This is a genomic window from Rathayibacter sp. VKM Ac-2926 (assembly GCF_022815565.1).
Classification (GTDB): Bacteria; Actinomycetota; Actinomycetes; order Actinomycetales; family Microbacteriaceae; genus Rathayibacter; species Rathayibacter festucae.
Map to the genome: position 1 here is coordinate 405,623 of NZ_JALGRS010000001.1, position 13,612 is coordinate 419,234.

Below are 13,612 nucleotides of genomic sequence, written 5' to 3' on the forward strand. Positions count from 1 at the left end.
GCACCCACTCAGGCCGGCGGGAACGCGCGGCCGACCGCCTGGCGCAGCAGCGCCCGCCGGCGCTCGTGCTCCGACGCCGCCTCCTCGGCGGTCGCGGCGTAGACGTTGCTGACCGGCGACCACGCCATCGACATCGCGATGACGAGCGCCATCACGTCGAACGGGTCGGCCGCGACGCCCACCGTGCCGTCGGTCTGAGCGGCGCGGATCGCCTCGAGCTTGCCCTCCTCGCGCACGCGCGCCTCGTCGTCGGCGACGAGATGCCCGGCAGGGCGGCGCTCGAGGCGCGCCCAGGTGGCCAGCCGGATGAGGTCGGGGCGGCGCAGGTACTCGTCGTAGAGGCGGACCGCCCAGTCGCCGAGATCGGACGGGTCGATCGGCACGACGTCGACGATCCGGTCGAGCGACGCCTCGAAGACCGCGTCGAAGAGCAGCTCCTTGCTGGTGAAGTAGGAGTACAGCTGCGCCTTGTTGCTGCGGGCCTCGGCCGCGATCCGGTCCACCCGCGCGCCGGCGATGCCGTAGCGGGCGAACTCGGCGGTGGCCGCCGCCATGATCCGCGCACGCGTCGCCTCGCCCTTGCCGGTGGCCGGTGTCGCTCCCATCCCTCGAGACTACCGACCGGTCTGTTCTCCGCCGTCCGCGAGTGCTAGCGTCTATAAAACAAACCAGTTAGTAGAAACGAGCGCGCCATGATCAGCACCCCCGCTTACGCGGCCGCCGCCGAGGGCGGCCTCGCGCCGGCCGCCGTCGAGCGGCGCGCCCTCCGCCCCGACGACCTCGCCGTCCGCGTGGACTACTGCGGCGTCTGCCACAGCGATCTGCACGCCCTCCGGACCCACGCCGCGCACTCCGCCGACCACGCCGCCGACGCCGGCCCGCTCGTCCCGGGTCACGAGTTCGTCGGCACGGTGCTCGCCGTCGGCGCCGCCGTCACGGCGTTCTCCCCCGGCGACCCCGTCGCGGTCGGCAACATCGTCGACTCCTGCGGCGCGTGCGACATGTGCACGGCCGAGCAGGAGAACTTCTGCCGAGAGTTCCCGACCCTCACCTACGGCGGCACCGACCGGTACGACGGCAGCACCACACTCGGCGCGTTCTCGCGCGAGTACGTCGTCCGCGACCGCTTCGCCTACCCCCTGCCGGCCGGCCTCGACCCGGCGGCCGTCGCTCCCCTCCTCTGCGCGGGGGTCACCGTCTGGGAGCCGCTGCGCGCGCACTCCGTCGGCCGCGGCTCGCGCGTCGGCGTCGTCGGCCTGGGCGGTCTCGGCCACCTCGCGGTGAAGCTGGCCCGCGCCCTCGGCGCCGAGGTGACCGTCTTCACGACCTCCGAGGCGAAGACCAACGACGCCCTCGCGCTCGGCGCCACGCGGGTCGTCGTCTCCCGCGACGAGGAGGCGATGGCCGCGCAGCGCGGACGCCTCGACCTCGTCCTCGACACCGTCTCGGCCGCGCACGACCTCGCGCCGTACCTGCACGTCCTCGCCCTCGACGGCGCACTGAGCGTCCTCGGGATGCTCGCACCGGTCACCGTGGACGTCGCCGACCTGCTGATCGGGCGCAAGAGCCTCACCTCCGGCGGCAGCGGCGGCACCCGCAGCACCCGCGAGCTGCTCGCCTTCTGCGGCGAGCACGGCATCACGGCGGACGTCGAGGTGCTGCCCTCCGCTCAAGTCCAGACGGCGCTCGAGCGTCTCGCCGCGAACGATGTCCGCTACCGCTTCGTCCTCGACCTCGCGGACCTCGACGGCGCTGATCTCGACGCCGCCGATTGACCGCCGCCCGCCGAAAGACCGCCGGAGCGCCATCTTCTTGAGGCGGGAAACCCGGCCCTCGAGGATCGGCGGATGCCCCTCGGTCATCGCACGCGCAGCGCCCGCACCCCGTTAACGGTGATCGCCCCGGCGCGCCGACGCTCTCGCGTCCCGTCCGGGGCATACGTGAAGAACGGTACCAGGAACCCGAGATCCACTCCGGCCCCGGACGCCGGATGACGCCCGTCGACCCGGCGACTCTGCCGAACCTCTCCACCGTCATCGGGAGCGATCGCCTGGGCCCGTACCTCGCCTCCACCGGCGACCGGGCCGCCGCGCTCCGGCTCTACAGCTGGAACATCGAGGCGAGCGCTGCGATCCTCGGAGCGAGCTCCGCCCTCGACGTCGGTGTCCGGAACGCGATGCACCGCGCACTCACGGCGCACTGTGGGCGGGAATCGTGGTGGGACGTCGCAGCACTGCGGGCGAACGAAAGCGATCAGGTCCGCGACGCGATCCGCTTCCTCGACCGGCGTCGCGGCTCCAGTGCCCGTTTCGCGTCCACTCGGAGCCGCCCCGGGCCCGGCCCCGCGTCAGGCGCGCGCCGACGCCGCCGCGCGCGCCAGCGCCGGGCCGTGCGCCGCCAGCACCAGGTCGCGGACCGCCGTCACCGGCAGCGACGCGGCGCCGGCCGGCAGCAGGTCCGCGTCCGAGGTCAGCACCAGCGGGGTGTCCGCCGCCGACACCGGCAGTCGGCCGTGCGTGCCGCGCACCAGCGACGCGTCCAGCGGCACGAGGTTCATCGCGTAGCGCAGGCCCAGGGCCTTCTTCGCGAGGTTGCCGGCCGCCTTCGCCTTCACGAGCTTGTCGGCGGGGTCGAAGAACAGCTCCGCCGGGTCGTAGCCGGGCTTGCGGTGGATGTCGACGCCGCGCGCGAAGTCCGGCGCGCGATCGTCGTTGAGCCAGTAGTAGTAGGTGAACCACGCGCCCGGCCGCGCCACCACGACGAGCTCGCCCGAGCGCTCGTGGTCGAGGCCGTACCGCGCCTGCGCCTCCCGGTCGAGCACCTCGTCCACCCCGTCCAGCGCCTCGAGCAGCGAGCGCACCCGCGGCAGATCGGCGGCGTCCGGCACGTAGACGTGCGCGATCTGGTGGTCCGCCACGGCGAAGGCGCGCGAGGTCCACGGGTCGAGCTGCTCGCGCCCGTCCTGCACGTACACCTCGAGCAGGCCCGCGCGGCGCAGCGCCCGGTTGACGTCCACGGGGGTGTCCGCCGCCGCGATCCCGTACTCCGCGACCACGACGACCGACGCGCCGAGCGCCTCCGCGTCGTCGAGCAGCGGGGCGAGCACCACGTCCAGCTCGGACGCCGCCCGCCGCGCCTCGGGTGAGTCCGGCCCGAAGCGCTGCAGGTCGTAGTCGAGGTGCGGCAGGTAGGCCGTGGTCAGCTGCGGCGGACCGGAGCCGTCGCCGGCGAGCACGTGCCGGGTCGCGTCCACCATCCACTGCGTGGAGCGCAGCGACGCGGTCGGCCCCCAGTACTGGAACAGCGGGAAGGCGCCCAGCTTCCCGACCAGCTCGTCGTGCAGCGCCGGCGGGCGGACGTAGGCGTCCGGCGACTTGCGGCCGTCGGCGTGGTAGATCGGCCGCGGCGTGACCGTGACGTCGGTCGTCGCTCCCATCGCATACCACCAGCCGATGTTGGCGGCGCGGTAGGGCTCGCCGTCGGACAGCCGGCGGGCCGTCTCCCAGACCTTCTCCCCCGTCACCAGGCGGTTGTGCTGGCGCCAGAGGTGCACCTCGCCGAGGTCGCGGAAGTACCAGCCGTTGCCGACGATCCCGTGCTGCGCGGGCATCGTGCCGGTGAGCATCGACGACTGCACGCTGCAGGTGACGGCCGGGAGGATCGTGTCCAGCGGCAGCTGCCCGCCGGCGCGGGCGAGCCGGGACAGCCGCGGCATGTCGGCGAGCGCCGTCGCGGTGAGGCCGACCACGTCGAGCAGCAGCACCGGCGTCACAGCGCGACCTCCTCGGCGACGAGTGCGGCGACCGGGACCGGCGCGGCACCCTGCTCCAGCACCGCCGCGCGCGCCTGCGGCGTCAGCAGGTGCTCCGCCGCCCAGGCCAGCTCCGCGCCGATGCCGACCGACAGATCGCTCGGCGCGTCCGCGAGCACCGCCCAGGTGTAGGTCTCCACGTCGAGGTGGATCTCGTCGTACGGCCAGGCGGCGTCGACCGCGGAGACCGCCTCGGCGAGCACCGCGGTGGTCGCCGACAGCGGCGCGGCCGGGCGGTGGTGCAGCGGCACGTGGAAGTGCACGCGCCAGTGCCCCTCACCGGGCAGCGTGTCGAGCGCCTCCGGCAGGTCGTCGACGCGGAGCACCCCGCCCGCGCCGTTCTCGCGGGTCTGGTGCAGGTAGCGCTTCTCCACGAAGGCCCCGACGGCGGCGCGCGCGGCCGGATGGGCCGGGTCCGCGACGTGCAGCGCGGCCGAGGCCTGCACTTTCACGACCCGGAGCCCCGCGTCCCGGATCCGCCGGACCGCCGCGGTGGGGTCGGCGAACGACACCGCGAGGTGGCAGGTGTCGAGGCAGACACCGACGTAGGCCGGGTCGACCAGGCCGATCCGCGGGTGCAGCCAGGCGACGACGTCCTCGACCGTGTCCAGGATGCAGCCCGGCTCGGGCTCGATCGCCAGGCGGATCGCGTGCCCGGTCGAGCGCCGCAGCTCGCGCAGCTCGTCGACCAGCAGCGCGAGCTGCCGCACCGCCGCCGCGTCCTGCTCGGCACCCCAGCCCTCGCGCCAGCCGAGCGGCAGCGTCGAGATGCTGCCGTCGGCGCCTGCGGGCAGCAGATCCGCGAGGATCCGCGCGCAGTCGACCGTGTAGGCGAGGCGCTCGGGCGTGGTCCAGTCGGGCCGGTAGACGTCGAGCTTCACCACCTCGGCGTGGAAGGCGGCGTAGGGGAACGCGTTGAGCGTCCGCACCTCGAGGCCGTTGCGCTCGAGCGCGGCGCGCAGCACGGCGCGGTCCTCGCGGCTGGCGACCAGCCGGGCGGCGAGATCGCGCGGGATCCACAGCCCCACGCCGACGGACTCGAGCCCCGCGGCGATGCGGGCCGGGCCGGCGTAGACGTCGAGCTGGCGCACGACGCCCTCGAGGTCCTCGGCCGGGTGGACGTTGGTGCAGTAGGAGAGGTGCATCAGACGACCTCCGCCACGCGCGGCGCGCCCCGGAGGATCGAGTTGCCCTCGAAGCTGCGCCCCATCGCGTCGACCGCGTCGAAGCCCGGGATCGGGTCGAGGTTCAGCCGTCCGCTCTGCCCGTAGAAGTCGATCGGGTTCTGCCAGAGCAGCCGGTCGACCTCGGCGGCGCTGAAGCCGGCGACGAGCAGCAGGTGCCCGGTCTTCGCGGTGGTCAGCGGATCGGAGCGGCCCCAGTCCGCGGCGGAGTTGACCAGCACGCGGTCCAGGCCGATCCGCTCGACGAGCGTCACCAGGCGGGTCTCGTCCATCTTGGTGTCCGGGTAGATCGAGAAGCCGAGCCAGCAGCCGGAGCCCAGGACGAGGTCGACGGTCGTCTCGTTGAGGTGGTCGACGACGACGAGGCCGGCGTCGATCCCCGACTCGGCGACGACGTCGAGCGTCTGCTGGGTGCCCGCCGCCTTGTCGCGGTGCGGGGTGTGCACGAGCACGGGCAGGCCGTGGTCCTTCGCGAGCTCGAGCTGGTGGCGGAAGACCGCGTCCTCCTCCGCGGTGAGCGAGTCGTAGCCGGTCTCGCCGACCGCGACGACGCCGTCCTTGGCGAGGTAGCGGTCGAGCTCGGGCAGCACCTCGCGGCAGCGCGGGTCGTTCGCTTCCTTGGGGTTCAGGCCGATCGTGCAGTGGTGGCGGATGCCGTACTGCGCGGCGCGGAAGCGCTCCCAGCCGATCAGGGCGTCGAAGTAGTCGGTGAAGGAGCCGACGCTGGTGCGCGGCTGGCCGAGCCAGAACGACGGCTCGACCACGGCGCGGACCCCCGCGTCGTGCATCGCCTGGTAGTCGTCGGTGGTGCGGGAGGTCATGTGGATGTGCGGGTCGAAGATGCGCATCGTCGCGCCTTTCTCGTGAGGGGTCGTGATGGTGTGCGGGGCCGGCGGTCGTGTCGAGGGACGCGCCGGGGTCCCTCAGCTCGGCAGGAGCACCGCCAGGTCGTCCGGCACCGTGCGGCCGGCGGCGCGGCGCTCGTCGGCGAAGCGGCCGGCCATCGCGGCGAGCTCGGGGTCGCTCCGCCGCTCGAGACCGGAGACGGCCGCGAGCGGGACGCCGCAGAAGACGAGCTTGAGCACGCCGTGCCGCCAGGCGTGCGCGTCGAGGTGCTCCTCGGCGAAGCGGCCCATCGCCGCGGCGACCAGCCGGGTGTCGTTGGCGCGCAGGGCGTCCGCGATGAGCTCGCGACCGGCCGCGGCGACCGGCTCCCCCGCGCGGCCGGCGGCGGTGAGCGCGTGCAGCCCGACCAGCACGCCGCGGCGCTCGGCGTCGTCGCCGCCGCGGTAGAGGCGGAGGAGCAGGGCGGCCAGGTCCTCGTCGTCGAGCGCGGAGGCGGCGGCCGCGATCAGCGCCGAGCGCGCCGCGTCGTCCTCGGTGCCGTGCACGAGGCCCTGCGGATCCGTGTCCGGGCGGAGCGGCGCGCGGCCGGCCTCCCGACCGGCGGCCGGGAAGAAGCGCTCGATGCGCCGCGGCTGCTCGCGCAGGACGGCGCAGGCGCCGGCGGTCCAGGGGTGCTGCGGCGACTCCGCCCCTGTCCCCCGGGTCCGGATCGCCGCCCGCATCGCCGCGAGACTCGCGACGGCCAGGCGCGGGGCGTCGTGCGAGTGCCGCGGCAGCTCGACCGCGGCGATCCCGCGGTAGCCGATCTCCGCCAGCGTCGCGAAGGCGGCGGCGAGATCGAGCACGCCGGTGCCGAGCTCGAGGTGCTCGTGCCGCTCGGGCAGCATGTCGTCGACCTGCACGTTCACCAGCAGGCCGGCCGCGCTGCGGAGGGCGCCGACGACGCCGTCCGGCTCGACGACCACGCAGTGGCCGAGGTCCACGGTGAGACCGAACGCCTCCGGGTCGCCGAGCTCGCGCCGCAGCAGCAGCGCGTCCGCGACCGTCTCGACGAGCATGCCGGGCTCCGGCTCGAAGCCCAGCCGCACGCCGTAGCGCTCCGCCTCGGCGACGACGCCGCGCATCCGCTCGACCAGGAGCCGCCAGCCGCGGGCGCGCTCCATCCCCTCGGGCAGCACGCCCGACCAGAGCGAGACGGCGTCGGCGCCGAGCAGAGCGGCGATCTCGATCGCGCGGTGCAGGAAGGCCAGGCGCGGTCCGGCCTCCTCGTCGACCAGGGTCGGCCGGTGCTTGGCGAACGGGTCGAGGAGGTAGCGCGCCCCGGTCTCGATCACCACGCGGAAGCCCAGCTCGTCGAGCCGTGCGCGCAGGGCGAGGGTGCGCTCGCGGACGTCGTCGGCGAACGGGTCGAGGTGCGGGGTCCCGAGGGTCAGCGCCACCGCCCGGTAGCCGGCGGCGTGCAGCACGGTCAGGGCGTCGTCGAGGGTGTGGTCCGCGAAGCCGTTGGTGCCGTAGCCGAGGACGGGGCCCCGCTCCACTGCGTCCTGCCCGCTCATGTGATGTCCGCCGAGACCCTCGGGCGCCGCAGCACGACGGCGCCGAGCGCGTCGAGGCCGAGCAGGGCCGCGCCGAGCTCCGGCCGCCGCAGTCCGGCGAGCGCCGCCTGCAGCGGGACCATCCCCGCGATGCCCGAGCGGGTGGCCGTCCGCGCCGTGGCCGCATCGGGCGTGCGCGCGGCCCGCAGCTGCGGGACCAGCACGAGCGCGATCCAGCGGGCGATCGCGACTCCGACGACCACCCCGAGAGCCGGCCCGCCCTTCGCCCGGACCGCCCCGACCCCCAGCGCGAGAGCGAGCGCGGCCGTGCCGGTGGCCGCCGCTCCAGCGATGGCAGGTCGGGTGCCGTGCACCTCGCCGCGCGAGAGCACGGTGACGCCGAGGGTGTGCGCCGCGACGGCGGCGGAGGCGGGAGCCGCCGCGCGCCCGCCGCCCGCTCCGGCGCCGAGCAGCACGTCGAGCCCGCGGCAGGCCGCCATCACGACCGGCCCGAGCGGAGTCGGCTTGGCCAGCAGGTCGTACGACCAGATGCTCGCGGCGAGCGGCACGCTCAGGAGGAGCGAGCGGCGCCCGTCGACGAGCGCCGCGACCGCGATCCCCGCCCCGGTCAGCCCGGCCGCCAGCCCGAGCGCGGCGCCGCGCCGGATCCGCCCCGAGGGGATCGGCCGCTCCGGCCGCTCCACGGCGTCGAGCTCCGCGTCCGCGTAGTCGTTGAGCGCCATGCCCGCGGAGTAGAGGAGCGCGGACGCGAGCGGCAGCGCGACGGTGCGCGCGCCGGGCGCCCGACCGGCCCACGCCGCTCCGGCCACCGTGTCGCCGAGCACCGAGAGCGCCGCCTTGGCGCGCACGAGCTCGAGCCAGTCGCGCAGCTCAGCCATGGCGGATCGCGCCGCCCGCCACGAGCGAGCGCTGAGCGACGGCCGCCCCGGTGCGGGCCGACCAGGCGACCAGCTCGGCGGTCTGCTCCGCGAAGCCGTGCACGTCGCTCCCCCACGGGTCCTTGAAGAAGAAGCCCATTTCGGCGACGGGCCCCGAGATCCCGGCCGCGTCGGCGAGCGACATCAGTCGCGCCAGGTCCAGGATCAGCGGCGCGGCGAGCGCGGAGTCGTACGCCGACCAGATGGTCTGCACCGTGATCCGCGAGCCGAGGAACCCCTCTGCGTGCACGTGGTCCCACGCGGTCTTCACGTCGCCGAGGTCCGGCACGTTGTCGATGTGCAGCGGAGTGACGACCTCGTCGCCGAGCAGGCTGCGGAGCCCGCGGTTCTTCGAGACCAGCTTCGAGCGCACCGCCTCCGGGTCGGCGAGGGTCTGCCCGTCGCCGCCGCCGAGCAGGTTCGCGCCCGCCCAGGACAGCACGCGCATCCCGCGCGCCGTGAACATCGGCGCGAGCACGCTGCGGAGCAGGGTCTCGCCGGTCTTGCCGTCCTGTCCCGCGATGGGGATGCCCGCCTCCGCGGCCCACTCCTCGAGCGCGGGCAGCGCCAGCGCGGTGGAGGGGGTGAAGCAGACGTAGGGCGAGCCGGCGGTCACCGCGGCGAGCGCGCTGATCGAGCTCGTCGGCAGCACGGTCTCGCCGGGCCGGGCGAGCGCGGCGCGCAGGGCGGCGAGGTCGTGGAACTCGGGGCGGTCCTGCGGCAGCACCTCGGTGGAGGCGACGTCGATCACGACGACCCGCGCGAGCGCGTGCCGCTCGCGGAACTCGACGATGTCGGCCGCCTGACGATCGATCTCGTCCTGCTGCGAGCCGCCCTCGACGCCGAAGGAGCGGCGGATCTCGCGGTCGGTCGCGTCGAGCCGGTCGGCGACCTCGGCGACGACCGAGGTCGGGAACATCCCGCCGGCCGCCAGGCCCATCGCCTTCTCGAGCAGCGGGGTCGACGAGACGTCGTGCCCGCCGATCACGATCGCGTCGAAGCCGGCGAGCGGGACGTCCTCGAAGGCCGGGGTCGCGGTGGCGCAGCCGTTGCTTGGAGCGGCGCCCGAGGCGATGGCGTGCAGGCCGACGGCGGCCGTGGTGGCGACGCTGCCCCGGGCTCCGATCAGCCAGAGGCCGATGCGCTCCCGCTGCGGGGTGCGGTCGGCGCTGGTGGTGCGGGTGGTACCGGTGGTGGTGTCGGACGAGGTCATCGTTCTCTCCTGTCTGTGGACTTCATTCGTGGGGAGGTCGTTCGGGGCATGTCGTTCGGGGGGAGGCCGTTCGGGGGGACGTCATTCGGGGTCTCCCTGCGCGTCGAGATTGCGTCACCTCGCGGCGACTGCTTTCCTCAGGTGTGCCGAGCCGCCACCCGATCTCCCGAGCAGTCGCCTGCCGTCGCACGGACGGCGGGCGCTCAGCGTGAGCGGGCGGGCCGGCTCGCAGACCGGCGACCTGCTGCGGCTCTTCGCCGACGGCCGTCCGCGGACCCGCGCGGAGCTGGTGGAGGAGACGGGACTCGCCCGCACGGCGGTGATGACGCGGCTCGACCTCTTCTTCGAGCTCGGCCTGATCACGCACCTCGACCGCGCGCCGTCGACCGGCGGCCGCCCGTCGGCCCGGCTGGTGTTCGATCCGTCGGTCCGCGCGTTCCTGACCATCGACCTCGGCGCGACGCACTCGACGATCGCGCTCACCGACTTCGACGGCCGCATCGTCGTCGAGCGCCGCGAGGAGCTCGACATCGCGCAGGGCCCGATCCGGGTGCTCGACCACGCGCTCGACGTCTGCGACGAGATCCTCGCCGACGCGCACCTGGCGCCCGAGGCGCTGGCCGGCTTCGGCCTCGGCGTACCCGGCCCGGTCGAGCACGCGAGCGGCCGCCCGGTGCGCCCGCCGATCATGCCCGGCTGGGACGGCTTCGACATCCCGGGCTACATCCGCCGCCGCGTCGACACCACCGTGCTCGTCGACAACGACGTGAACCTGCTGGCCCTCGGCGAGCGCGCCTCGCGCTTCCCGCACGCGCAGGACCTGATCTTCGTGAAGATCAGCACCGGCATCGGCTCGGGCATCGTCTCGGGCGGCGTCCTGCAGCGCGGTGCGCTCGGCGCGGCCGGCGATCTCGGTCACGTCCAGGTGCCGCGCACCGCTCCGGAGTCGGCGGACGGCCGCGACGGCGACCTCGAGGCGCTCGCGAGCGGCGGGGCCCTGGTGCGCGCGCTGGGCGAGGCGGGCCGCGACGTGCACTCGGTCCGCGATCTGCTGGCGCTCCTGCGCGACCGCGACCCGGAGGCGATCGAGGCGGCGCGCCTCGCGGGCCTGCAGATCGGCGAGGTCCTCGCCACCTGCGTGAGCCTGCTGAACCCGTCGGTGATCGTGCTCGGCGGCAGCGTCGCGCTCGCCGCCCCGGAGATCCTGGCCGGGGTGCGCGAGGTCGTCGACCGGCGCTCCCTGCCGCTGGCGACCCAGCGCCTGCACGTGGTGACCGCCGAGCTCGGCGGCAGCGGCGGCGTCCGCGGTGCGGCGCTGATGCTGCGGCAGCACCTCCTCGGCCCGAGCAACGTCGACGCGTTCCTCGAGCAGCTCCGCGAGCAGAGCCTCGCCGAGCGCTGAGCCCTCGCCGAGCGCTGAGCCCTCGCCGAGCACTGGCGCCCCGGCGACGACGGAGGTCAGGAGCGCACCCCCGCACGGCCGGTCGCGGAAGGGTCGGTCGCTGCCGGGTCGGTCGCGGACGGGTCGGTCGTCTCCCGCGAGATGCCACTTGTGAGCTCGACACGCCGCGATTCCTCGTCATAAGTGGCATCTCGCGGAGTCGTCGAGGCGCCGGCCACCGCGACGGCGACGGCGGCGTCGATGCGGCGCTGCTCGCCCGCGGCGCGGCGGCGGCGGCGCACGACCGCCAGCACGATCAGCCCGATCAGCAGCGCCAGCAGCACCAGCGCGCTCCACGGCACGGCCGCGGTCGAGGCCTCGGAGGAGACGGCGGCGACCTCGGGCACGGCGGCCGGATCGGCGGCCTGCCCCGCGAAGTCGGCGGTGACGACGGTGCCGGTCAGCGCGATCCGGGCGGTCGCGACGAAGAGCGGCCAGACCCCGGCGACGGTGACGCTCCGGCTGGTCGAGCTGCCCGGCAGCAGCTCGGGCAGCGGCTCCGGATCGGTCGCGGCGACGCTGCCGAGGCCGAAGAGACCGGAGACCGCGAGCTCGGCGCCCGGGGCGAGGCGGGTGTTGCCCGCGTTGGTGACGGTGTAGTCGATGGTGGTCGTGCCCGGAGCGAAGGGATTCCACTCGCCCTGGTACGAGACGGCGAGGCCGTCGACCGAGAGGCGCGGGGCGAGGTCCCCGCCGACGCGGAGGTACATCCGCGAGCCGAGGCGGCGGTCGACCGAGACCCCGGTCTCGCCCTGGACGAGGATCGACGAGACGACGCCCGCGGCGTAGTCGCCCGGCACGGCATCGGCCGGCACCTCGAGCTGGAACGGGATCTGCACGCTCTCGCCCGCGGGGACGACGACGTCCGGGGCCTCGAAGGAGATCCAGCTGCCCAGCTGGGTGGACGGCTCGGCGGCCGGCAGCAGATCCAGCTGCCCCGCCTCCGTGATGAAGCCGTCGGAGCCGTAGACGCGGAAGGTCTGCGCCTCGTCGTCGTAGTTGGAGACGATCAGCGCGTCGCTCAGCTGCCCGCCCGGCTCGAGCGCGTAAGCGTAGTTCGGCCGGTCGCTGCCCTGCTCGGTGTCGGCGGGCCGCACCCCCCAGGTGACGGCCGAGCTCGCCTGCTCCGCGAGGGCCTGCGCCGGCAGCACGGCACCCGCGACCCCCACGACGAGGAGAAGACCGAGCGAGCGGAGTGTGGAGCGGAACATCATCGTCCAGCCTTTCGAGGGGGGTGGGTCCCTCCGCGAGATGCCACTTGTGCACGCGACACGCCGGGAAAAGCGTGCACAAGTGGCATCTCGCGGAGGGGAGGAGAGGGGGAGGCGACCGGCCGCCGTGAGGAGGCCGGTCGCCAGAGGGTGGCTAGCCGAGCGCGGTGAGCGTCAGCGTCGCCGTGTAGGTGCCGGTTCCGACCGACAGCGGGAGCTGCAGGTCGAGGTCGGCGCCGAGGACCGAGGATCCGGTCGGGTGCCCGGCCGCGGCGGAGCCGAGGACGCGAGCGGTGGCGAGGCCCTCACCCGAGACGAACCCGGAGACGACGGGGGCACCGGCGACGGCACCGCCCTCGTTCTCGAGGACCTTCGGGGTCCAGCCGAGGTACTTGCCCGAGACCGTCTGGTCGCCGGCACGGAAGTCGCTGATCTGAGCGGTCACCGACCACTCCGGTCCGGACAGGCGCGAGTCGGTCACGCGGACCGGCACGAGCTCGCCCGAGGCGGCGAAGTGGTCGCCCTGCTCCTCGGCGACACCGAGGTTCACCAGGTTGCTGGTGCCCTCGAGGCTCCAGGTCAGCTCGCCCTCGCGCGCGTCCGGCACGATGACCGCGACGGCCTGATCGCCCTGCGCCGCAGCACCGGCGGCCGTGCCGGTGAAGTCCCCGTCCACTCCGGCGGCGGTGTTGCCCGCGCCGAAGTTGACCGCCGGAGCGTTCTCCGCGAGCGTGATCCGCCCGCCGACCGTCGAGCCCGCGAGCTGCACGTTGCCGGAGTTGCCCGAGAGCACGAGGTTCCCGCCGACGGTGTTGCCGAGCGCGGCCGCCGAGCCGTCCTCGTTCGCGCCGAGGAGCACGCCGCGCGAGGATCCGCTGACCGTGAGCGAGCCGCCGACGATCGCGCCGCCGACGCTCACGCCGAAGTCGCTGCCGGCGAAGGTCGCGTCGCCGCCGACGCTGGTGCGCGCCACGTCGACGTAGTTCGCCGCATCGGTGCTGACCGAGCCGTCGACCGAGACGTCGCTGAGCTCGACGTCGATGCCGCCCGCCTCGACCATGCCCGCGACGGTGAGGTCGCGGAGGTAGAGGAAGCCGGCGCGCGAGCCCTCGGAGAAGGACACGACGTCGCCGCCGACGCTGGTGCCGTCGATCGAGATGCCGTACGCGTCCGTGCCGATGACGTCGCCCTCGATCGTCGCCGAGGTGGCGTCGAGCCAGGCGTCGTCGCCGACCGTGATCGAGCCCTGCACGACGACGTTGCCCAGCACGCAGGTCTCGCCGGCGGCGACGGTGAGGTCGCCCGCGATCGTCGTGTTGCCGAGCTCGGTCGTGCAGTCCGTCGTCGCCGCGAAGGCGGACGGCGCGGCGACCATCGCGAGGGAGGCGGCCGCGAGGACCGCCGTGGTCGTCTTCCACTTCATGGGGGTTCTC

The 13,612-nt window shown here is 74.6% G+C and carries 11 protein-coding genes; 2 read left to right on the top strand and 9 right to left on the bottom strand.

The genetic code is table 11. The annotated features are described in order from the left end of the window. Positions 1-8: 8 nt before the first annotated feature. Positions 9-605, bottom strand: coding sequence for a TetR family transcriptional regulator (locus tag MT351_RS01980; RefSeq protein ID WP_132435150.1), 597 nt, complete (start codon positions 603-605; stop codon positions 9-11). Positions 606-692: 87 nt separating this feature from the next. Here MT351_RS01980 and MT351_RS01985 point away from each other — a divergent pair, with 87 nt between their 5' ends. Then, complete coding sequence (locus MT351_RS01985; RefSeq protein ID WP_132435152.1) at positions 693-1,775, top strand: NAD(P)-dependent alcohol dehydrogenase; 1,083 nt, start codon at positions 693-695, stop codon at positions 1,773-1,775. A gap of 572 nt (positions 1,776-2,347) precedes the next feature. Here the strand turns inward: MT351_RS01985 and MT351_RS01990 are convergent. From MT351_RS01990 to MT351_RS02015, 6 genes are all read right to left on the bottom strand, one after another. Next, a complete protein-coding gene (locus MT351_RS01990; RefSeq protein WP_243581103.1) occupies positions 2,348-3,772 on the bottom strand; it encodes an alkaline phosphatase family protein in 1,425 nt (474 codons plus the stop codon). Then, positions 3,769-4,956 (bottom strand): metabolite traffic protein EboE, encoded by a 1,188-nt coding sequence (eboE, locus tag MT351_RS01995; RefSeq protein ID WP_243581104.1) that lies wholly within the window; start codon positions 4,954-4,956, stop codon positions 3,769-3,771. The genes MT351_RS01990 and eboE overlap by 4 nt, the downstream gene beginning before the upstream one ends. Further along, positions 4,956-5,843, bottom strand: coding sequence for a TatD family hydrolase (locus tag MT351_RS02000; RefSeq protein WP_123444625.1), 888 nt, complete (start codon positions 5,841-5,843; stop codon positions 4,956-4,958). The genes eboE and MT351_RS02000 overlap by 1 nt, the downstream gene beginning before the upstream one ends. Before the next feature lie 75 nt (positions 5,844-5,918). After that, entirely contained in the window at positions 5,919-7,397 is a 1,479-nt protein-coding gene (locus MT351_RS02005) for an EboA domain-containing protein (RefSeq protein ID WP_132435158.1), read from the bottom strand. Then, positions 7,394-8,275, bottom strand: a complete 882-nt coding sequence (locus MT351_RS02010; protein WP_207901601.1) for an SCO3242 family prenyltransferase — start codon at positions 8,273-8,275, stop codon at positions 7,394-7,396. The genes MT351_RS02005 and MT351_RS02010 overlap by 4 nt, the downstream gene beginning before the upstream one ends. After that, complete coding sequence (locus tag MT351_RS02015) at positions 8,268-9,527, bottom strand: inositol-3-phosphate synthase (RefSeq protein ID WP_132435160.1); 1,260 nt, start codon at positions 9,525-9,527, stop codon at positions 8,268-8,270. The genes MT351_RS02010 and MT351_RS02015 overlap by 8 nt, the downstream gene beginning before the upstream one ends. A gap of 208 nt (positions 9,528-9,735) precedes the next feature. Here MT351_RS02015 and MT351_RS02020 point away from each other — a divergent pair, with 208 nt between their 5' ends. After that, entirely contained in the window at positions 9,736-10,929 is a 1,194-nt protein-coding gene (locus MT351_RS02020) for an ROK family protein (RefSeq protein ID WP_243581105.1), read from the top strand. Positions 10,930-10,985: 56 nt separating this feature from the next. On the opposite strand, the gene MT351_RS02025 is transcribed toward MT351_RS02020, so the two are convergent. Then, a complete protein-coding gene (locus MT351_RS02025; protein ID WP_132435162.1) occupies positions 10,986-12,179 on the bottom strand; it encodes a hypothetical protein in 1,194 nt (397 codons plus the stop codon). A 154-nt stretch (positions 12,180-12,333) separates the two neighbouring features. Next, on the bottom strand, positions 12,334-13,602 hold the full coding sequence (locus MT351_RS02030) for a hypothetical protein (RefSeq protein ID WP_123444620.1): 1,269 nt from the start codon (positions 13,600-13,602) through the stop codon (positions 12,334-12,336). Positions 13,603-13,612: the final 10 nt, after the last annotated feature.

Excerpts from the sequence above, each read along its gene's own strand:
- eboE (WP_243581104.1), bottom strand. The coding sequence starts at position 4,956 with ATGCACCTCTCCTACTGCACCAACGTCCACCCGGCCGAGGACCTCGAG.
- MT351_RS02030 (WP_123444620.1), bottom strand. The coding sequence starts at position 13,602 with ATGAAGTGGAAGACGACCACGGCGGTCCTCGCGGCCGCCTCCCTCGCG.
- MT351_RS01985 (WP_132435152.1), top strand. The coding sequence starts at position 693 with ATGATCAGCACCCCCGCTTACGCGGCCGCCGCCGAGGGCGGCCTCGCG.
- MT351_RS02025 (WP_132435162.1), bottom strand. The coding sequence starts at position 12,179 with ATGTTCCGCTCCACACTCCGCTCGCTCGGTCTTCTCCTCGTCGTGGGG.
- MT351_RS02010 (WP_207901601.1), bottom strand. The coding sequence starts at position 8,275 with ATGGCTGAGCTGCGCGACTGGCTCGAGCTCGTGCGCGCCAAGGCGGCG.
- MT351_RS01980 (WP_132435150.1), bottom strand. The coding sequence starts at position 605 with ATGGGAGCGACACCGGCCACCGGCAAGGGCGAGGCGACGCGTGCGCGG.
- MT351_RS02015 (WP_132435160.1), bottom strand. The coding sequence starts at position 9,527 with ATGACCTCGTCCGACACCACCACCGGTACCACCCGCACCACCAGCGCC.
- MT351_RS02005 (WP_132435158.1), bottom strand. The coding sequence starts at position 7,397 with ATGAGCGGGCAGGACGCAGTGGAGCGGGGCCCCGTCCTCGGCTACGGC.
- MT351_RS02000 (WP_123444625.1), bottom strand. The coding sequence starts at position 5,843 with ATGCGCATCTTCGACCCGCACATCCACATGACCTCCCGCACCACCGAC.